General features: G+C 73.2%; 15 protein-coding genes and 1 tRNA gene. 6 read left to right on the top strand and 10 right to left on the bottom strand.

Annotated elements, in window-relative coordinates; translation table 11 throughout:
• Positions 1-32: 32 nt before the first annotated feature.
• The gene (locus tag ACO229_RS24180; RefSeq protein WP_397430977.1) at positions 33-791 is read left to right on the top strand and encodes an SGNH/GDSL hydrolase family protein; all 759 of its coding nucleotides are present in this window, start codon (positions 33-35) and stop codon (positions 789-791) included.
• A gap of 126 nt (positions 792-917) precedes the next feature.
• Complete coding sequence (locus ACO229_RS24175; protein ID WP_423465341.1) at positions 918-2,450, top strand: MFS transporter; 1,533 nt, start codon at positions 918-920, stop codon at positions 2,448-2,450.
• Positions 2,451-2,552: 102 nt separating this feature from the next.
• Here ACO229_RS24175 and ACO229_RS24170 read toward each other — a convergent pair.
• The 3 genes from ACO229_RS24170 to ACO229_RS24160 all read right to left on the bottom strand — a co-directional run bounded on the left by ACO229_RS24170 (position 2,553) and on the right by ACO229_RS24160 (position 5,490).
• Positions 2,553-2,628: transfer RNA gene (locus tag ACO229_RS24170), tRNA-Thr, on the bottom strand.
• A 90-nt stretch (positions 2,629-2,718) separates the two neighbouring features.
• On the bottom strand, positions 2,719-3,579 hold the full coding sequence (locus ACO229_RS24165; RefSeq protein WP_397413373.1) for a DsbA family protein: 861 nt from the start codon (positions 3,577-3,579) through the stop codon (positions 2,719-2,721).
• Positions 3,580-3,690: 111 nt separating this feature from the next.
• A complete protein-coding gene (locus ACO229_RS24160) occupies positions 3,691-5,490 on the bottom strand; it encodes a protein kinase domain-containing protein (RefSeq protein ID WP_423463020.1) in 1,800 nt (599 codons plus the stop codon).
• Positions 5,491-5,665: 175 nt separating this feature from the next.
• Here ACO229_RS24160 and otsB point away from each other — a divergent pair, with 175 nt between their 5' ends.
• The 3 genes from otsB to ACO229_RS24145 all read left to right on the top strand — a co-directional run bounded on the left by otsB (position 5,666) and on the right by ACO229_RS24145 (position 10,655).
• Positions 5,666-7,990, top strand: coding sequence for a trehalose-phosphatase (gene otsB / locus ACO229_RS24155; protein WP_423463019.1), 2,325 nt, complete (start codon positions 5,666-5,668; stop codon positions 7,988-7,990).
• A gap of 151 nt (positions 7,991-8,141) precedes the next feature.
• Positions 8,142-9,260: an ABC transporter ATP-binding protein gene (locus ACO229_RS24150; RefSeq protein ID WP_423463018.1), complete on the top strand. Its 1,119-nt coding sequence runs from the start codon at positions 8,142-8,144 to the stop codon at positions 9,258-9,260.
• Between the two features lie 135 nt (positions 9,261-9,395).
• A complete protein-coding gene (locus ACO229_RS24145; RefSeq protein WP_423463017.1) occupies positions 9,396-10,655 on the top strand; it encodes a DUF4032 domain-containing protein in 1,260 nt (419 codons plus the stop codon).
• A gap of 58 nt (positions 10,656-10,713) precedes the next feature.
• On the opposite strand, the gene rlmB is transcribed toward ACO229_RS24145, so the two are convergent.
• The 4 genes from rlmB to ACO229_RS24125 are packed head-to-tail and all read right to left on the bottom strand — an operon-like array spanning position 10,714 to position 15,702.
• Positions 10,714-11,709 (bottom strand): 23S rRNA (guanosine(2251)-2'-O)-methyltransferase RlmB, encoded by a 996-nt coding sequence (gene rlmB / locus ACO229_RS24140; RefSeq protein ID WP_397413367.1) that lies wholly within the window; start codon positions 11,707-11,709, stop codon positions 10,714-10,716.
• Between the two features lie 31 nt (positions 11,710-11,740).
• Entirely contained in the window at positions 11,741-13,162 is a 1,422-nt protein-coding gene (gene cysS, locus ACO229_RS24135; protein ID WP_397413366.1) for a cysteine--tRNA ligase, read from the bottom strand.
• 19 nt (positions 13,163-13,181) lie between these two features.
• Complete coding sequence (locus ACO229_RS24130; protein WP_423463016.1) at positions 13,182-14,450, bottom strand: low temperature requirement protein A; 1,269 nt, start codon at positions 14,448-14,450, stop codon at positions 13,182-13,184.
• A 34-nt stretch (positions 14,451-14,484) separates the two neighbouring features.
• On the bottom strand, positions 14,485-15,702 hold the full coding sequence (locus ACO229_RS24125) for an alanine racemase (RefSeq protein ID WP_423463015.1): 1,218 nt from the start codon (positions 15,700-15,702) through the stop codon (positions 14,485-14,487).
• Positions 15,703-15,748: 46 nt separating this feature from the next.
• On the opposite strand from ACO229_RS24125, the gene ACO229_RS24120 reads away from it, so the two are divergent.
• Complete coding sequence (locus tag ACO229_RS24120) at positions 15,749-17,089, top strand: D-arabinono-1,4-lactone oxidase (RefSeq protein ID WP_423463014.1); 1,341 nt, start codon at positions 15,749-15,751, stop codon at positions 17,087-17,089.
• Here ACO229_RS24120 and ACO229_RS24115 read toward each other — a convergent pair.
• From ACO229_RS24115 to ispD, 3 genes are read right to left on the bottom strand one after another with little or no spacing between them, the layout of a single operon-like run.
• Positions 17,086-17,691, bottom strand: a complete 606-nt coding sequence (locus ACO229_RS24115) for a TetR/AcrR family transcriptional regulator (RefSeq protein WP_397413361.1) — start codon at positions 17,689-17,691, stop codon at positions 17,086-17,088. The two genes, ACO229_RS24120 and ACO229_RS24115, sit on opposite strands and share 4 nt — an antisense overlap.
• Positions 17,688-18,260, bottom strand: coding sequence for a 2-C-methyl-D-erythritol 2,4-cyclodiphosphate synthase (gene ispF, locus ACO229_RS24110; protein ID WP_397432297.1), 573 nt, complete (start codon positions 18,258-18,260; stop codon positions 17,688-17,690). Before ispF ends, ACO229_RS24115 begins: the two co-directional genes overlap by 4 nt.
• The gene (gene ispD / locus ACO229_RS24105) at positions 18,257-18,973 is read right to left on the bottom strand and encodes a 2-C-methyl-D-erythritol 4-phosphate cytidylyltransferase (RefSeq protein WP_397432296.1); all 717 of its coding nucleotides are present in this window, start codon (positions 18,971-18,973) and stop codon (positions 18,257-18,259) included. Before ispD ends, ispF begins: the two co-directional genes overlap by 4 nt.
• Positions 18,974-19,065 lie beyond the last annotated feature (92 nt).

Genomic DNA, 19,065 nt, shown 5'->3' with positions numbered 1-19,065 from the left:
CCGATCCCGTCCGCTGGGCGCGGTACGTCGCCATGGGCGACTCCTTCACGGAGGGCCTGTGGGACCCGTACCCCGATGCGCCCGACGTCCAGCGCGGCTGGGCCGACAACCTTGCCGCGTCGTTGTCCGCGCGCCGCATCGCCGCCGGTGACGCACCGCTGGAGTACGCGAACCTCGCCATCCGCGGGCGCAAGCTGCGCCCGATCGTCGCCGAGCAGCTCGACGTCGCCGTGAGCGCCCGGCCCGACCTGGTCTCGCTGGTCGCGGGCGGCAACGACATCCTGCGTCCCTCGGCCGACGTCGACGCCATCTCGGCAGCCCTGGAGGACGCCGTCGTCGCGCTCCGGGCGACCGGCGCCGACGTGCTGCTGGGCACCGGTTTCAAGGCGGGTGGCACGCTGAGCTGGACCAACGGCCGCGTGGGCGTCTTCAACGCGAACATCTGGACCATCGCCCGGCGGCACGGTGCCCGGGTCCTGGACCTGTGGGGCATGCGGTCGCTCGCCGACCTGCGCCTCTGGTCGGGCGACCGCATCCATCTCACCCCCGAGGGCCACCAGCGGGTCGCGAACGCCGCGCTCGCCGCGCTCGGCCTGGAGCCGGACGACGACGCCTACGACACCCCGCTCGACGCCGCCCCGCCGGCCGCGTTCCGCGAGACCGCACGCGCCAACGCCGCCTGGATGCGGCAGCACGTCGGCCCCTGGGTGAAGCGCCGTCTGACAGGCACCTCCAGCGGTGACGGCCGCTCCGCGAAATGGCCCACGCCGCAGGCGTGGCCGCGCGCATGACGTCCCACGTCAACGTAGACTTTCGCGGGTGAATCTCGGAGGCTTCCCGGTGCGCCGGGGAGCCTCCGTCGTCGTGCGGGCAGGCGGCCGTGTCGCGCCCGGGATCCCTGGATGGTTGAGACGATCATGACCACGAGCACCCCGCTCGCCGAGAAGACGCCAGGCCTCGGCCTCGGACGCCGCTGGACGCTCCTGGTGACCGTGGGCACCGGCCTGCTGCTGATCACCCTGGACAACTCGATCCTCTACACGGCGCTGCCCACGCTGACCCGGGAGCTCGACGCGAGCTGGTCCGAGAGCCTGTGGATCATCAACGCCTATCCCCTGGTCATGACGGGCCTGCTGCTCGGGGCGGGCACGCTCGGCGACCGGCTGGGCCACCGTCGCATGTTCCTGGCGGGGCTCATCGTCTTCGGGCTGGCCTCGTTCATGGCGGCCACCGCGCCCACGCCCGAGGTACTGATCGCGGCGCGCGGCCTGCTGGCCGTGGGGGCGGCGGCGATGATGCCGGCCACCCTGGCGCTGATCCGTGTGTCGTTCACCGACGAGCGCGAGCGCAACATCGCCATCAGCGTGTGGGGCAGCCTGTCCGTGGTGGGCGGTGCGCTCGGCCCGATCGTGGGCGGTGCGCTGCTGGAGCACTTCGCCTGGGGCTCGATCTTCCTGATCAACGTGCCCGTGGTGGTCGTGGCCGCCGTGGTCGGCCTGGCGGTCGCACCGCAGGACGACCCGCACCCCGACGTCCGGTGGGACTTCGTCTCCTCCATCCAGGCCCTGGTCACCCTGGTGGGGCTGGTCGTGCTGATCAAGGAGGTCGCGAAGGTGGAGCGCGACGGGACCCTGCTCCTGGGCGCCGCGCTGACCACGGTGGTCGCGTGGTGGGTGTTCGTGCGGCGTCAGCGGCGTCTGCCGTTCCCCCTGCTGGACCTGTCGATCTTCCGCAACGCCGCGTTCGCGTCCGGCGTGCTGGCGGCGGCCGTCGCCATGTTCGCCATGGGCGGCCTGCAGCTCGCCACCACGCAGCGGTTCCAGCTCGTGACCGGCTTCTCGCCCCTGGAGTCGGGGCTGCTGGTGGCCGCGATCGCCGCGGGGTCGCTGCCCTCGTCGCTCCTGGGCGGGATGTTCCTGCACGTCGTGGGCCTGCGGTTCCTGATCGGCGGCGGGCTCGGGCTGGGTGCTGTCGGCGTCGCCTGGACACTGGTGAGCGTCGACCACGGGCTGGGCTGGCTGCTCGGCGGTCTGCTGGTCACCGGCCTGGGGCTCGGCGCGGCCATGTCGGTGGCCTCGACGGCGATCATCGGCAACGCCCCCGCACGGCGGGCAGGCATGGCGTCCTCCGTGGAGGAGGTCTCCTACGAGTTCGGCAGCCTCGCAGCCGTGGCACTGCTCGGCTCGCTGCTGACCACGGTCTACACGATGACGGTCCGCCTGCCCGAGGACGCGCCGGTGGACGCCGCCCGGTCGCTGACCGACGCCCTGACCGCGGAGGGCACCGGCCCGGAGGTCCTCGCGGCGGCGTTCGAGGCGTTCGGCCACAGCTACGACGTCGTGATGATGGTGTGCGCCGGGGTACTGGCCGTGGGCGCCCTGGTCACCACGGTGCTGCTGCGGCGCTACGGCCCAGGTTCGGCGTCGTCGGCATACGGCTCGGGCCACTGACGCGCTTCAAGGTGCGGTAGCCCGAGCGAGGTCGGCAGTTTGCTTCGAGGTCGGTACAGGCCTGTGCCGACCTCGAAGCAAACTGCCGACCTCGCAGGAACGTGGAGCCGCCTGTCGGGTTCGAACCGACGACCTTCCGCTTACAAGGCGGGAGCTCTACCAGCTGAGCTAAGGCGGCGGGCGGGGAACAGCCTAACGGTTCCGGCCCCAGAGGGAAGAGCGGAGCCCCGGACGCGATGTCCGGGGCTCCGCGGTCACCGCGTCGTCGTCACTCGGACGGCTCGGTGGAGGGCTCCGCCGAAGGCGAGGAGGACGGCGCGGCCTCGCCCGTGATCGCCTCGGTGAGAGCGCCGACGGTCTGCCAGGTGGTGAACCGCTCGCCGTCGATGAGGACGCTCGGCGTGCCGAGGCCGCCGGTCTCCGGGTTCACGACGTCGGGGTCGTCACCGGCAACGGCCGTGGCCGCCTCGACCCACTCGCCGTAGGTGTTCATGGCGTCGCCGTCGGAGATGCCCGCTGCGACGTCGGCGGGCACGCCCGCGTCCTGCGCGATCTGGGCGAGCTGCTCGTCCGTCAGGCCGGGCGTCTGCTCCTCGGGCTGGTTGGCGAACAGTGCCTCGTGGTACGCGTTGAACTGCTCGGGGGCCCGGTCGGCCACCCAGGCCGCGGAGGCCGCCGCACGCGTCGAGTACTCGGTGCCCTGCGACGTGCGGTCCAGGATCGAGATCGGGTGCACGATCAGCGTGACGTCCCCGGCCTCCCGCATCTCGGTGATGCTGGCGCCGTTCAGCGACTCGAACTGGCCGCAGACGGGGCACATGTAGTCCACGTACACGTCGAGCGTCTTCGCGCCCTCGTTCTCGGTCCCCGCGACGCCGTCGGCCCCCACGGGGATGCCCGTCTGCTCCACCACGCCGGCGGGGATGTTCTCCACCTTCTCCATGGGCGTCTTCTGACCCTCGGCGAGGATCAGCCAGATGGCGACGCCCAGGCCGACCACCGCGAGCGCGAGGACGCTCAGGACGATCACCCGGTTCCGCTTCTCGCGAGCCTGCTGCTTCTTCTGGAGAGCGAGGGCCTCGGCGCGGGCCGCGTCGCGGCGCTGCGCCTTGGTCTGATTCGTCGACATCGGGGTCCTTCGAGATGCGGGCCAATGGGGGCGAGGCGCGGCACGCGCCTGGACCAAGACTACTAGCGCTCGCTGGGAGACCCCTGAACGTTTCGTTACGATCCGTGCGGTCTACCAGGCCACGTCGGGCCGGCCGCTCAGCGGCCACCACAGCACGTCCACGGTGCCGTCGAACAGCGGGACCGCGGCGAGCACCGCGAGCGCCAGCAGCACCAGCCCGAGCACCACCTTGGCCCGCCGCGACGGCGCGATGCGGCGCAGCAGCGGGCCGGCACCGACCCGGGTCCCGTACGAGGCCGGCCCCCACCAGGCCACGACCACCGTGACCAGCATCGCGACGCCGAGCACGAGGCTGTCCACGATCGGCTGGTTCATGCCGCCCACCGACCGTGCCTCGATGCTGGGGTCCGGGACGATGATCAGGTTGCCGGGCGCGAACAGCAGGAGGCCCAGCAGCACCACGATCACGCCGCAGCAGATGCCGACGGCCGCGGCGGGCAGCACGCCGAACACGGCGCGCACGAGGTGCCAGGGCGACAGGAGGGTCGCGACGAGGGCGTCGGCCCGGCTCGGGCCGCGCCGCTCGCGGCGGCTGCGGAACTCCTCGACGGCGATGCCCGCGAGGCGGGTCAGGACCAGCAGGGCCACGAGCACGGCGGCGGCGATGCCGGGCATGGTCGCCGCGAGCGCCACGAGCGCCAGCCCCGCGGTGAGGAAGATCCCCCGGTACCCCCGCACACGTGCGGGGTTCTCCGGGACCACGACCGGCGCGACCGACGGCGGGGCCGGGCTCGGCGCGCCGACGGCCCGCCCGGTCACGGAACGCCCCCGGGCCTGGCTGACGGGTGCGGCCGCGAGGTCGGTCACGCCACCGGCAGCGTTGCGGCGGCGTGCGGCGGCACCCGCAGCGGCGCCGACCCCCGTCCCACCGGCTGCCGCGGAGACCGGGCGACGGCGCGCCGGCACGCCGTCGGGCAGCACGCGCGTCGAGCCGGCGTCGGCCGCCGTCTCGGCGGTCGTGGCCGCGGCCCCGAGCACGGCGGTCTGTTCGTCGTCCTCCCCCTCCGTGCGAGCGACGAACGCCTCGGACTCGGCCTTGAGCGCCCGGGCCACCTCGTCGGGACCCCACCGTTCGGCGGGCACGGCGCGCAGCGCGGCCGCGAGCGCCCGCTCCGCACGGGGCGGGAGCCCGTCGAGGTCGGCGTCACCCTGCCGGGAGCGACGCAGCACCAGCTCGGTGGGGCGGACGCCGAACGGCGCGCGCCCGGTACCGGAGAACGCGAGCACCGCGGCCCATGACCACCAGTCGGTGTCGGGTCCGGGCTCGGCGCCGTCGAGCAGCTCGGGGGCGAGGTAGCCGGGGGTGCCCATGACGAACCCGGTGCGGGTGGCGCGCGGGTCGTTCGGCCCCTGGGCGAGCCCGAAGTCGATCAGGACGGGCCCGGTGCGCGCGATGAGCACGTTGGACGGGGTGAGGTCCCGGTGCACGACGCCGGTGCCGTGCACGGCCTCGAGCGCGTCGGCGAGCTGGTCGGCGAGCTCGAACAGGTCCCGGGGGTCGAGCGGCCCGCGCTCGTCGATCTCCTCCTCGAGGGTGGGTCCCTCGACGAGCTCGGTGACGATGAAGGCCTCGGGCCCCTCCAGCTCGGCGTCCAGCACGCGGGCGACGGCGGGGTGGCGCAGGCCCTGGAGCGCGGCGGCCTCGCGGCGCAGGCGTTCGCGGGCGGCCGGGTCGTCGAGGTGGCGGTGCAGCATCTTGAGCGCGACGGCGTTCCCGCCGCCGTCGACCGCCCGGTAGACGGCGCCCATGGCGCCCGACCCGATCTCGCGCACGACCGTGTACCCGCCGAGCTGAGCGCCCGCGACGGGTCCGGCACCCGGCAGCGCGACCGGGGTGTCCACCTCCTCCATGGGGCACACGCTATCCGCCGCGCACGAGCGATGCCCGTCAAGTCCGGCCCTCTGACCAGCACCGGGAGCGCGCCCCGGCGAGTGAGTCGCCGACATCGTTACCCTGAGCAGGTACAAGACCTCGGTACTCTTGACGCTGGACAGCGTGACTCTTCTACATCCAAGGAGCAGTACATTGCCGGGTAAAGACGGGTACGATCTGGTCGTCGTCGCGAACCGGCTCCCGGTCGACTTCACGGTCGGTCCCGAGGGCGACCTCACCTGGCAGAGGTCGCCCGGCGGCCTGGTCACCGCGCTGGAACCGGTCATGCAGGACGCCGACGGCGCGTGGGTGGGCTGGTCGGGCGCACCCGACCTGGCCCACGAGCCGTTCACCGCCGACGGCATGCTGCTGGTGCCGGTCACCCTGAGCGCCACCGAGATCGAGCGCTACTACGAGGGCTTCTCCAACGCGACGCTCTGGCCGCTCTACCACGACGTCATCGCACCGCCCGACTACCACCGCCAGTGGTGGGACGCCTACCGCCGCGTCAACCAGCGGTTCGCCGACGCCGCCGCCGAGCAGGCCGCCGAGGGCGGCGTCGTGTGGGTGCACGACTACCAGCTCCAGCTCGTGCCCCGCATGCTGCGCGACCTGCGCCCGGACCTGCGCATCGGGTTCTTCGACCACATCCCGTTCCCCCCGGTCGAGCTGTTCGCGCAGCTCCCGTGGCGCCGGCAGATCATCGACGGCCTGCTGGGCGCCGACCTGGTGGGCTTCCAGCGCAACGGCGACGCCGCGAACTTCGTGCGCTCCGCGCGCCGCCTCACCGGGTTCACCACGCGCGGCCCGGTCATCACGATCCCCGACGCCGACGGGCGCCCCGGCCGGCACGTGCGCGCGTCGTCGTTCCCCATCTCCATCGACTCCCGCCGGTTCGACACCCTGGCCCGCACACCCGAGGTCCAGGCGCGCGCCAAGGAGATCAAGGCCGACCTCGGCAACCCCGACATCCTGATGCTCGGCGTGGACCGGCTCGACTACACCAAGGGCATCCGGCACCGCATCAAGGCGTACGGCGAGCTGCTCGACGACGGGCGGCTCGACGTGGAGCACCACACGCTCGTGCAGGTGGCCAGCCCGAGCCGCGAGAACGTGGGCGCCTACCAGGAGCTGCGGGAGCACGTCGAGATCCTCGTGGGCCGCATCAACGGCGAGTACGGCGAGCTGGGCCACTCCGCGATCCACTACCTGCACCACTCCTACCCGCCCGAGGAGATGGCGGCCCTCTACCTCGCGGCGGACGTGCTGCTGGTGACCTCGCTGCGCGACGGCATGAACCTGGTGGCCAAGGAGTACATCGCCGCCCGCTCCGACGAGCGCGGCGCCCTGGTGCTGAGCGAGTTCACCGGCGCCGCGGACGAGCTCTCCCCCGGCCCGCTGCTGGTCAACCCGCACGACATCGACGGCATGAAGGACATCATCGTGGCCGCCGCGACCATGGACCCCCGCGAGCAGCGCCGCCGCATGCGCCGCCTGCGCCGCAAGGTCCTGGCCGACGACGTCGCCAAGTGGTCCGAGACGTTCCTCGGCGTGCTCACCGCGGTACCGGCCCGGCCGCTCACCGTGGACCCGCGCGCGGCGGAGCCCCGGCACCACAACCTCCGGGACGCCCTGACCGCGTTCACCACGCTCCCGGAGGGCGTGCCTGCCAAGGGTCTGGCCCGGATGAGCAACGGCAACGGGCGACGCAAGAAGCCGACCACGGGCTGGCTGCTCGCGTCCGACTTCGACGGCACGCTCGCACCCCTGGTCGACGACCCCAAGGCGTCGGCCATGACCAAGGCGGCCCGCGCCGCCGTCGAGCAGCTGCACACGCTCACGCACGAGGCGCCGGTCCGTCTCGCGTTCGTGTCCGGGCGCGACCTGTCCGACCTCGCCGAGCGCACCGTGGCCCCCGAGGGCACGTTCCTCGTGGGCAGCCACGGCGCGGAGGCCGGCCGGGCCACCAGCTCCGGCGTCGAGCAGGTGCCGTTCCACCTCACGACCTCGCAGTCCGCCCAGCTCGACGCGCTCGTGGCCGGCTTCGAGTCCGCCGTGTCGGGCCGGGAGGGGGCGTGGGTGCAGGTCAAGCCCGCCGCCGCCGTCGTGCACACGCGGCTGGCGAGCGTGGACGACGCCGCGGCCATCACCGTGGCCGCCGACGAGGTGGCCGCCAACCAGGGCCTGCCGGCCATGCACGGCAAGGACGTGGTCGAGGTCTCCGTGGTGCCCACCAGCAAGGGCGAGGCCCTGCGCCGCCTGCGCGGCACCGTCGCGGCCGAGTTGGGCGTCGAGAAGGTGCGCGTGCTGTACGCGGGCGACGACACAACCGACGAGGCGGCGTTCGCCGCCCTGGAGGCCGGCGACCTGTCGATCAAGGTGGGCACCGGCGACACCCTCGCCTCGCACCGCGTGCCCGACCCCGACGCGCTCGCCGCCGTCCTGGCCGGCCTGGCCCGCACGCTGGGCGAGGAGTGACCTGCCTGTGACCTGGTCTGTACCGCGACCTTGACCAACCGGGGTACGATCGCGCTGCAACAGTGTCACCGCCGACACGTCAGTGGAAGCAACGGCACCCGACCACAACGGATCGTCCGGCACGTACCTGCCGGTGGAGGGATGTTTTCTCATGGCTACGGTCACTTTCGACCACGCGACGCGCGTCTACCCGGGCACGGAGCGCCCGGCCGTCGACCAGCTGAACCTGGAGATCGAGGACGGCGAGTTCCTCGTCCTCGTCGGCCCGTCCGGCTGCGGCAAGTCCACCTCGCTGCGCATGCTGGCGGGTCTGGAGGACGTCAACGGCGGGCACATCTTCATCGGTGACCGGGACGTCACCGACGTGCAGCCCAAGGACCGCGACATCGCGATGGTGTTCCAGAACTACGCGCTCTACCCGCACATGTCCGTGGCGGACAACATGGGCTTCGCCCTGAAGATCGCCGGCACCCCGAAGGCCGAGATCCGCCAGCGGGTCGAGGAGGCCGCCAAGATCCTGGACCTGACCGAGTACCTGGACCGCAAGCCCAAGGCCCTCTCGGGTGGTCAGCGTCAGCGTGTGGCCATGGGCCGCGCGATCGTGCGTCAGCCGCAGGTGTTCCTCATGGACGAGCCGCTGTCCAACCTGGACGCCAAGCTGCGCGTGCAGACCCGTACCCAGATCGCCTCGCTGCAGCGCCGCCTGGGCGTGACCACGGTCTACGTGACCCACGACCAGACCGAGGCCCTGACGATGGGTGACCGGATCGCGGTCCTCAACGGCGGCATCCTGCAGCAGGTCGGCACCCCGCGGGAGATGTACGACCGCCCGGCCAACGTGTTCGTGGCCGGGTTCATCGGCTCCCCGGCGATGAACATCGGCACGTTCGACGTCAAGGACGGCGGCGTCAAGGTCGGCTCCGCGAGCGTGCCGCTGGAGCGGTCCATCGCCGGCGCGATCCCGGACTCCGACGGCGGCAAGGTGACCCTGGGCTTCCGTCCCGAGTCGCTGGACGTGGTCCCGGCCGGGACCGCCGGGTCGTTCGAGGTCGAGGTCAACCTCGTGGAGGAGCTCGGCTCGGACGCGTTCGTGTACGGCTCGCTCAAGGGCGACGCCGCCGACGTGGACCTGTCCGCCGGTGACACCAACCAGGTCATCGTCCGTATCGACCCGCGTGGCGTGCCGGACAAGGGCGACGTCATCTCCGTGGCCATCCAGGCCGGCCACTCCCACGTGTTCTCCGCGACCTCGGGCGAACGCCTCGGCTGACCCACCCCGCCGCCGAGGTAGAACCATGGCGACATAGAACTGTGGCGAGACAGGACGCCGGCCAGAGCCGACGTCCTGTCTCGCCACAGTTCTGTCCCACGCCGGAAAGCCACCCCGGCGGTCCCGTCGTTCAGAATGGTGCCCATGCCCCAGCAGAACCTCCAGATCACCGCGGTCGCACCCGACCCCGCGCTGCTGGACCTCCCGTGGGACGTGCCGCTGGTCGACTGGCCCGAGGACGTCCTGGCCGCGCTGCCCCAGGGCATCTCCCGGCACGTGGTCCGCTTCGTCAACCACGGCGGGCGGGTCATCGCCATCAAGGAGATCGGCGAGACCGTCGCCTACCGCGAGTACGAGCTGCTCCGGCAGCTCCACCGCATCGAGGTTCCGTCGGTGGTCCCCGTGGGCGTCATCACCGGCCGCCGGGCGCCCGACGGCGAGCGGCTGGAGGCGGTGCTCGTCACCGAGCACCTGTCCTTCTCCCTGCCCTACCGCGCCCTGTTCAGCCAGGACCTGCGCCCCGACACCGCGACCCGCCTCATCGACGCCCTCGCGGTGCTCCTCGTGCGCCTGCACCTGGTGGGCTTCTACTGGGGTGACGTGTCGCTGTCGAACACGCTGTTCCGGCGCGACGCCGAGACGTTCGCGGCCTACCTGGTCGACGCCGAGACCGGCGACATGCACCGTCAGCTCACGGACGGCCAGCGCAACTACGACGTCGACCTGGCGCGCACCAACATCATCGGCGAGCTGATGGACCTGGCCGCGGGCGAGCTGCTGGACGAGAACGTCGACGAGGTGGCCATCGGCGACGCCCTCGTGGAGCGCTACAACGAGCTGTGGGACGCCCTGACGGGCTCCGAGGCCTTCGACTCCAACGAGCGGTGGCGGGTCGCCGCCCGCATCGAGCGGCTCAACGACCTCGGCTTCGACGTGGGCGAGCTGGAGATCACCACGGACATCGACGGCACCAAGGTGCGCATCCAGCCCAAGGTGGTCGACGCCGGGCACCACTCCCGCCGGCTCCTGCGCCTCACCGGGCTCGACGTCCAGGAGAACCAGGCCCGCCGCATGCTCAACGACCTGGACAGCTACCGGGCCGCGACGGACCGGCAGAACGACCAGGAGCAGATCGTGGCCCACGCCTGGGTCCGTCAGGTCTTCCGGCCGACGATCGACGCGGTGCCGCGCGAGCTGCGCCGCAAGCTGGAGCCGGCGCAGCTGTTCCACGAGATCCTGGACCACCGCTGGTTCATCTCCCAGCAGGCGCAGCGCGACATCCCGATGCCGGAGGCCGCCGAGTCCTACGTCGAGAACGTGCTCCGGCACCGCCCGGACGAGGACGCGGTCCTGGGCCTGCCCCCGGGCGCGACCGCCGCCGACTACGTCGAGTGATCGGCAGAAGGTCAGGTGATCGGCACCCCGGGGTACCGATCACCTGACCTTCTGCCGATCACGCGCCGGGTGCGGCTGCTCGCTGCTTCGCGACCTCGTACAGGGTGATGCCGGCGGCCACCGCCGCGTTCAGCGACTCCGTCGTGGCCGCGATCGGGATGGAGACCACCGCGTCGCACGCCTCGCGGACCAGGCGGGACAGGCCCTTGCCCTCGGAGCCGACCACCAGCACCAGCGGGTCGGTCGCGTAGGCGAGCTCCCCCACCGGCATGTCACCGCCGGCGTCCAGGCCGACCACGAAGCAGCCGGCCTTCTTGAGCTCCGCGAGCTCGCGGGCCAGGTTGGTCGCCCGCGCCACGGGCACCCGCGCCGCGGCACCCGCGGACACCTTCCAGGCCGACGCCGTGACCCCCGCGGCGCGCCGCTCGGGCACCAGCACGCCGTGCGCACCGAACGCCCCGCCCGACCGCAGCACCGCGCCGAGGTTGCGCGGGTCGGTGACGTTGTCGAGCGCCACGATCAGCGGCGCCTCGCCGGCCTCGGCCGCGACGTCGAGCAGGTCCTCGACGTCCCGGTACTCGTACGGCGGCACCTTCATGGCGACGCCCTGGTGCACGGCGCCGTCGGTGATCCGGTCGAGGTCGAGGCGCGAGGCCTCGAACATGGGCAGGCTGCGCGCGTGCGCGATCTCGAGGATCTCCTGCGTCCGGTCGTCCGCCTCCAGGCGCGAGGCCAGGTAGATGCCCTCGGCGGGCATCTCGGCGCGCAGGGCCTCCAGCACGGAGTTGCGGCCGGCGACCACCTCGGCGGCGCCGGCGCCCTTGCGGCCCGCGCCGCGCCCGCCCGGCGTACCGGGCCGGCGCTGGGTGGTCGCGGCCCGCTTCTCCGCCGCGATCTTGCGCTGGTGCGCGGGGTGGTAGGTGCGGTCCTCCGCCTTGGGCGTCGGGCCCTTGCCGCGCAGCGCCTTGCGGCTGTGCCCGCCGGTGCCCACCTGGGCGCCCTTCTTGGAGCCGGCCTTGCGCACCGCACCGGCGCGCTTGGAGTTGCCTGCCATCGTGTCTCTCGTCTCTCAGCCGGGTGTCAGATCAGGACAGCGCCCAGCGGGCGCCGTCGGCGGAGTCCTGGACCTCGATACCGGCCGCCGCCAGGCGGTCCCGGATCGCGTCGGAGGCGGCCCAGTCCTTCGCGGCACGGGCCTGCGCGCGCGCCGAGAGCTCCGCGGCGACGAGCGCGTCCAGCGCCGTCGCGTACCGGTCGTCCGTCGAGGTGGCCCACTGCGGGTCGGCAGGGTCCAGGCCCAGCACGTCCAGCATCGCACGCACCGTCACCAGCTCCGCACGCACCGCGGCGTCGGAGCCCTCGGCGAGGGCCGTGTTCCCGGCCCGCAGGTGCTCGTGCACGACGGCGAGCGCCTGCGGCACGTTGAGGTCGTCGTCCATGGCCGCCGCGAACCCCTCGGGCACCTCCGCCTTGGCCACCTCCTCGGCCGGGACGTCGCCGACCCGCTCGGACGCGCGCGTGACGAAGCCCGACAGGCGCTCCCACGTGGTGCGGGCCTCCTGGAGGGTGTCCGGCGCCCACTCCAGCATGGACCGGTACTGGACGGCGGCCAGGGCGTAGCGCACCACCGGTGCGGGGGCCTGGGTCAGCAGCTCGCTCACGAGGAGCCCGTTGCCCAGCGACTTGGACATCTTGACGCCGGCCTGCGTGACCCACGCGACGTGCATCCACCGCTGCGCGAACCCGTAGCCCGCGGCGCGGGACTGGGCCTGCTCGTTCTCGTGGTGCGGGAACCGCAGGTCGAGGCCGCCGCCGTGGATGTCGAACGTCTCACCCAGGTAGCGGCGGGCCATGGCGGAGCACTCGAGGTGCCAGCCGGGCCGCCCGCGCCCGTAGGGGGTGTCCCAGGACGCCGACTCCGGCTCGCCGGGCTTGGGGGCCTTCCAGAGCGCGAAGTCGTGCGGGTTCTTCTTGTCCGCGGCCGCGCCCGACACCTCCGCGCCCTCCTCGGGGCTGAGGTCCTCGATCTTCTGCCGGGTGAGCTCGCCGTAGGCCGGCCAGGAACGCACGTCGAACCAGACGTTGCCCGCGCCGGTGGTGTAGGCGTTGCCTTTCTCGACCAGGCGCTCCATGAGCGCGACCATCTCGGGCACGCTGCCGGTGGCGCGCGGCTCGTAGGTGGGCGGGATGACGCCGAGGGCGTCGTACGCCTGCGTGAACACGCGCTCGTACAGCGCGGCGTGCGCCCACCACTCCCGGCCGGCGGCGGCCGACTTGGCCAGCACCTTGTCGTCGATGTCGGTGACGTTGCGGATCAGCGTGACCTTCAGGCCCCGGCGGGTGAGCCAGCGCCGCAGCACGTCGAACGCGATGACCGGCCGGAGGTGGCCCACGTGGGGTGGTGCCTGCACGGTGGCACCACACAGGTAGATGCCGACCTCGCCCGGGGTGATGGGGGTGAAGTCGCGCACCTCGCGCGTGGCGGTGTCATACAGGCGAAGAGTCACCTGTCAAGGGTACCGGCGCTCAGGCACCCTTTTCCTGCCCGGAGCCCTGTCCGAGCAGCCGGGCCACGTGCTGGTGGCCGCGCGTCTCGTAGCCGACCACGATCACGACCGGCGCGAGCATCACCAGGACCAGCGACCAGGACATGGGCAGCCCGGCGGCGGCGGTGGCGACGGCCGCCGCGAGCACGGCCACGGCGCCGAGCACCAGACCGACGTGCAGCGCCTGGAACGAGCGGGTCAGCAGACCGAACTGCACGTGGTCGACCACGAGGAACACCAGCACCGGCACGGCGACGGCGAGCACGGTCCCCACGGCGCCGACGTGCGAGTGCTCCTCCAGGTAGTACGCCGCGACGTGCAGTCCCGCGCCCACGCCGGCCAGCGCCGCGAAGACGGCGATGTTCCCGTAGCCCCACACGAACGACCGCTCGCGGTGCCGGTGCAGCATCTCGGCGTCGGGCGTGAGGTAGTACGTCCACCACAGACCGAACGTGAGGCCGGTGCCCGCGAGCGCCACGAGCGCGGCGTCCAGCGTCCAGCCCGACTCGTGCACGACGGCGGACAGCGACGCGACGGTGCCGATGACGCCCTCGCCGAGCGTGATGATGGCGAGCAGCCCGTACCGCTCGGCCATGTGGTGGGCGTGCCAGGGTGTGCTGCGCTGGCCGGGGCCCTCCGTGCGCAGGCGCTCGGCGAGCCAGGGCCCGGCCATCTCGGCGGCGCCGAGCAGCACGCCGCCCACGAAGAAGACGGACACGCTCACGGGCGCGACGGCGAGCACCAGCCAGCCGATCTGGGTGATCACGAGCGTGCGGGCGTAGGCCAGGCAGGTGGCGCGGTACTCGGGCGCCTGCCGCGCGGCGCGGAGCCACTGCACGAGCATGGCCAGGCGCATGATCACGTAGCCGGCGACCATCACCTCGTTGTGCACCCGGTCGCCCTCGACCAGGGACCCGAACATGTCCGGCAGGCCGAGCGCCAGCACCACGACGCCGACCATCTGCACCATCGTGGTGACGCGGTAGAACCAGTCGTCGGTGTCGAACGCCGAGGCGAACCACGTGAAGTTGATCCACGCCCAGCAGATCGCGAACATCGAGAACGCGAACCCGATCACGCCGGCGGCGACGTGGCCCTCGGCGAGCAGGTGGGCGCCCTGCTCCCCCGCCACGCCGAACCCGACCACGAAGGCGAGGTCGAACAGCAGCTCCAGCGGGGTGGCCGTACGCGCCGGCTCGTGGGGGTCGCGGCCGGTCATGGGCCGGTTGCGGTGGTGCAGGGTGGACATGGGCCTTGTTCTACCCGAAACGGCGCGCGACGGCCTACCCGAAGTTCCGGCCCTCGCCCCGGTAGGTCGGCACGGTCTCGACCACCTCGGTCCCGCGCACGAGGTGCACCCGGTCGAACCGCTCCATCATCTCCCCCGCCTTCGCGTGGCGGAGCCAGACACGGTCACCGGTGCGCAGCCGGCCGTCGGGACCCGACCCACGCGTCGCGCGCAGCGGCGTCTGGACCTCGCCCGCACCCTCCGTGCCGGTCAGCGCGTAGCCCGGCGTGAACAGCCGGGGCAGCCGGGAGACGCCCGCCTGGCCCGAGGCGGCGTACCCGCCGGAGAACGCCGTCACCCAGCCCGGGGCGGGCTCACGCACCACGTCGAGCCCGAAGAACGCGGCCGGCCGCGCCTCGAACGAGCGGTAGCCGTCGAACAGCCCGGGGGCGTAGAGCCCGGAGCCCGACGTCACCTCGGTCACGCCGGGCGCCGCGCCGCTCACCTCGATCGAGCCGGTCCCGCCCGCGTTGACGAGCTCCACGTCGTGCCCGACGGCGTCACGCACCGCGGCGAGGATCCGCACCCGGCGCGCGTTGACCTCCCGCATCGAGAGCCGCTTGACCAGCCGGACGGCGGGGCTCGTGTCGGGCAGCCCGGCCACCTGCGCCTCGTAGAACATGAGGCCGCGCACGGTCAGCCCCTGCGCCTGCGCCACGGTCGCGAGCGCCGCGACGTCGGCGGGGTCGCGCAGCGGCGAACGGCGCACCCCGAGGTGCGCGGTGAGCGGCCCGGCGCCGACGCGCAGCGAGCAGTCGACGTCGAGGCACACCTGGACCGGTCCCGCGGCCGTCGTGCCGTCCGCCCCGCGCACCCGCTCGGTCGCGGCGGCGATCAGGCCGAGGTGGGCCGCGTCGTCGACCATCAGCGTGATCTCCGCGCGTGCCACCGGGTCGGCGGCCAACGTCGCCAAGGCCTCCGCGTCGACCGTCGGATAGCCCACCAGCACGTCGCGCATGCCCTCGCTCACCAGCCACAACGCCTCGCGCAACGAGTAGGCCATGACGCCGGCGAAGCCGTGCCCCAGCGCCCGCTCGACGAGCGAGCGCACCCGCACGGACTTGGAGGCGACGCGGACGGGGACGCCGTCGGCACGCTTGAGCAGGTCGAGCGCGTTCGCGTCGAACACGTCCAGGTCCACGACGGCGAGCGGCGCGGGCAGGCCCGACGTGGCGGCGGTCAGGCGAGCGGCGGTCCCGGCGACGGAGCTCATGCCCGAACGCTACTCCCCGGGGACCGAGCCATGGGATAGTGCGTCGATGATCTGGACGAACTGGGCGCGGACGGCCAGTGCGACTCCCGCGCGACAGGTGCACCCGGCCACCGAGGAGGACCTGTCCGCCGCGGTGCGCCGGGCCGTGCGCGAGGGACACACCGTCCGGGCGGTCGGCGCGGGGCACTCGTTCTCCGCGGCGGCCGCCACGGACGGCGTACAGGTCGACCTGGACCGGCTGAACGCCCTGCACCGGGTCGAGCGCGACCCCGGCACGGGGAACGCCCTGGTGACCGTGGGTGCGGGCATCCGGCTGCACCAGCTCAACCGGGTGCTCGCCGAGCGTGGGCTCGCCCTGCAGAACCTGGGCGACATCGACCGGCAGACGATCGCGGGCGCCGTCTCGACGGGGACGCACGGCACCGGCGCGCGGTTCGGCAGCCTCGCGAGCCGGGTGCGCGCCCTCACCGTGGTGGGCGCCGACGGCGAGGTCACCCGCTGCAGCCCCACCGAGCACCCCGACCTGTTCGAGGCGTCCCGCCTCGGCCTGGGCACGACGGGTGTGCTGAGCACGGTCACCGTCGAGGCCGTCCCGGCCTTCGACCTGTGCGCACAGGAGGACGTCCAGCCGGTGGAGCGGGTGCTCGACGAGCTGGACCACCTGGTCGACGGTGCCGACCATTTCGAGTTCTTCTGGTTCCCGACCGCACGCCACGTGCAGACCCTGACCAACACCCGAGTCCCGGCCCGCGCGGACGCCGGCGCGCCGGCCGGGGCGGGCCATCGCGTGCGCCGCGCCGCGACCGCCGTCCGCGCCTTCGTCGACGACGAGGTGCTGTCCAACGCGGGCCTGGAGCTCGCGAACCGCACGGCCACCGCGTTCCCGGCCGTGACGCCCCGGCTGAACGCGTTCGCGGCCCAGGCCCTGCGCCCCCGCACCTACACGGCGCCGTCGTACGAGGTGCTCTGCAACCGGCGGCGGGTGCGGTTCCGGGAGACGGAGTACGCGGTCCCGCGTGCGGTCGTGGTCGACGTCCTGCGGGAGATCGACGGCTGGCTGCGCCGCACCGGCGAGAACGTCCCGTTCCCGCTGGAGATCCGGTTCGCCCCGGCCGAGGACGCCTGGCTCTCCACCGCGTACGGCCGGGAGACCGCCTACGTGGCCGTGCAGCAGTACTGGCGTCTGCCGTACGGCCGGTACTTCGACGCCGCGGAGCAGATCTTCACGGCCGTCGGCGGACGCCCGCACTGGGGCAAGATGCACACGCGCGACGCCGCCTACCTCGCCGGCCAGTACAGCCGGTTCGAGGACTTCCGCCGGGCACGGGCGGCCGCCGACCCGGACGGGGTGTTCACCAACCCGTACACCCGGCGGGTCTTCGGCTAGGGCTCCGTCGGCCGCATCTCGTCGAACACGTCCCGGGTGAGGACGGCGAACCCCTCGCGCGCGGCGGCGTCGTCCTGGTCCACCATCCACGCGAGCTCGATGCCGTCGATGCGCAGCGCCGTCATCCGGGCGAGGTCGTCGATGTCCGTGGCCCACGTGACGCCGACGACCTCCGCCAGCCGCACCAGGTACTCCCGCGTCATCGCGATGCTCTGCCGCAGGTGCGCCTGCGCCACCTCGCGCAGCACCGGCGTACGCGCCCCGGAGACGGCGAACTCGAACGTGAGCAGCCGCATGTGCTGGTGCTCCTTGAGCCCCAGCAGCATCGCGTCGACCGTGGCCTCCGCGAGCACCCGGCGGTCGGGGCCGGCCTCGAGCGCGCGCAGCACCGGCTCCGACGCCCGCATCGCGATGGACCGGCCCATGGCCCGCAGCATCGCGTCCTTGTCGTCGAAGCAGTAGTGCACGGTGCCGAGGGAGATCCCGGCCTCCTGCGCCACGCGGCGCACGGTCACCGACTCGACGCCCTCGCGCAGCGCCACGCTCAGGCCGGCCTCGACGATCTCGGCCCGGCGCTCGTCGAGCGGCTTGCGCTTGTTCATGTCGCGTCCCCGCCGACCGTGCCGGACGACGGCCCGCCGTCGGGCACGACGAGGGCCGTCGCGATGGCCGCGATGCCCTCGCCGCGGCCGGTGAGGCCGAGCGCGTCGGTCGTGGTCGCCGTCAGGGACACGGGCGCGCCGGCAGCGGCGGACAACGCCGCCTGAGCCTCGTCGCGCCGCGTACCGACCCGCGGATGGTTACCGATCACCTGGACTGCCACGTTACCGATCATGTACCCAGCAGCCCGGACGCGCCTCGCGGCCTCGGCGAGCAGGGTGGTTCCCGAGGCCCCCGCCCACTCCGGACGGCCCGTGCCGAAGTGCGATCCGAGGTCACCCAGGCCCGACGCGGAGAACAGTGCGTCCGCCGCGGCGTGCGCGGCCACGTCGGCGTCCGAGTGGCCCGCCAGGCCGCGTTCCCCCGGCCAGTGCAGGCCGCCGAGCCACAGCTCGCGGTCGGAGCCCTCCGGGGCGTAGGCGTGCACGTCGACCCCGATGCCGGTGCGCGGCAGGGGGTACCCCGCCGGGCCCGGGCGCGGGGGTTCCGGCGTGCTCGGCGAGTCGGTCATGCGTTGCTCTCCTGCAGCACGAGGGACGCGAGCCACAGGTCGCGTTCGGTGGTGATCTTGAAGGCGGTCGCGTCCCCGGCGACCATGTGGACCGGTTCGCCCAGGGCCTCGACGAGGCCCGCGTCGTCCGTCGCCGCGAGGTGCTCCGCGACGGCCCGGGCCGCACCCGTACGGTGTGCGCGCACCAGGAGGTCCCGTGCGAAGCCCTGTGGGGTCTGCACGGCCCGCAGCATCGACCGGTCGGGCGTGCCCGTGACCAGCTCGGCGTCGCCGTCGGGGCAGACCTGCTTGACCGTGTCCGTGACCGGCAGCCCGGGTACGACGGCGCCGTGCCCGCTGCGCACCGCGTCCACGACCCGCCGGACGAGGTCCGCGGGCACGAGGGGCCGCGCCGCGTCGTGCACCAGCACCACGTCGTCGCCGGGCCGGGCCAGCGCGAGGCCGGCCGCGACCGAGGCCTGGCGGGTGGGGCCGCCGTCGGTCACCTCGACCGGCACGAGCACGTGCGGGTCGGCGGACAGCAGGTCGGCCATGACGCCGACCAGGCCGTCGGGTGCGGTGACGACCAGCGAGTCCACCACACCCGACGCCGCGAGGCGGCGTGCGGCGTGCAGCACGAGCGGGAAGCCGTCCAGCTCCACGAGGGCTTTGGGCAGGTCACGCCCCAGACGGGATCCCGAGCCGGCGGCCGTCAGGATTGCAAGGGTCGTCATCTCGTCGCAGGTCCCCACAGGATCTTGGTTGAGCGAAGGATCCCGTGGGGCGCGAGGTCCTGACAGGTGTGTCAGACGTGCGGGGGACCCTG

Origin of the sequence: Promicromonospora sp. MS192, from assembly GCF_049532985.1 — a bacterium.
Lineage (GTDB): Bacteria > Actinomycetota > Actinomycetes > Actinomycetales > Cellulomonadaceae > Promicromonospora.
This window is presented reverse-complemented; position numbering and strand designations above follow the sequence as displayed.

Bases quoted from the DNA above. Each gene is read 5' to 3' on its own strand.
- ACO229_RS24180 (WP_397430977.1), top strand. From the start codon at position 33: ATGGGCGACTCCTTCACGGAGGGCCTGTGGGACCCGTACCCCGATGCG.
- ACO229_RS24175 (WP_423465341.1), top strand. From the start codon at position 918: ATGACCACGAGCACCCCGCTCGCCGAGAAGACGCCAGGCCTCGGCCTC.
- ACO229_RS24165 (WP_397413373.1), bottom strand. From the start codon at position 3,579: ATGTCGACGAATCAGACCAAGGCGCAGCGCCGCGACGCGGCCCGCGCC.
- ACO229_RS24160 (WP_423463020.1), bottom strand. From the start codon at position 5,490: ATGGAGGAGGTGGACACCCCGGTCGCGCTGCCGGGTGCCGGACCCGTC.
- ACO229_RS24150 (WP_423463018.1), top strand. From the start codon at position 8,142: ATGGCTACGGTCACTTTCGACCACGCGACGCGCGTCTACCCGGGCACG.
- ACO229_RS24145 (WP_423463017.1), top strand. From the start codon at position 9,396: ATGGTGCCCATGCCCCAGCAGAACCTCCAGATCACCGCGGTCGCACCC.
- rlmB (WP_397413367.1), bottom strand. From the start codon at position 11,709: ATGGCAGGCAACTCCAAGCGCGCCGGTGCGGTGCGCAAGGCCGGCTCC.
- ACO229_RS24130 (WP_423463016.1), bottom strand. From the start codon at position 14,450: ATGTCCACCCTGCACCACCGCAACCGGCCCATGACCGGCCGCGACCCC.
- ACO229_RS24125 (WP_423463015.1), bottom strand. From the start codon at position 15,702: ATGAGCTCCGTCGCCGGGACCGCCGCTCGCCTGACCGCCGCCACGTCG.
- ACO229_RS24120 (WP_423463014.1), top strand. From the start codon at position 15,749: ATGATCTGGACGAACTGGGCGCGGACGGCCAGTGCGACTCCCGCGCGA.
- ACO229_RS24115 (WP_397413361.1), bottom strand. From the start codon at position 17,691: ATGAACAAGCGCAAGCCGCTCGACGAGCGCCGGGCCGAGATCGTCGAG.
- ispF (WP_397432297.1), bottom strand. From the start codon at position 18,260: ATGACCGACTCGCCGAGCACGCCGGAACCCCCGCGCCCGGGCCCGGCG.
- ispD (WP_397432296.1), bottom strand. From the start codon at position 18,973: ATGACGACCCTTGCAATCCTGACGGCCGCCGGCTCGGGATCCCGTCTG.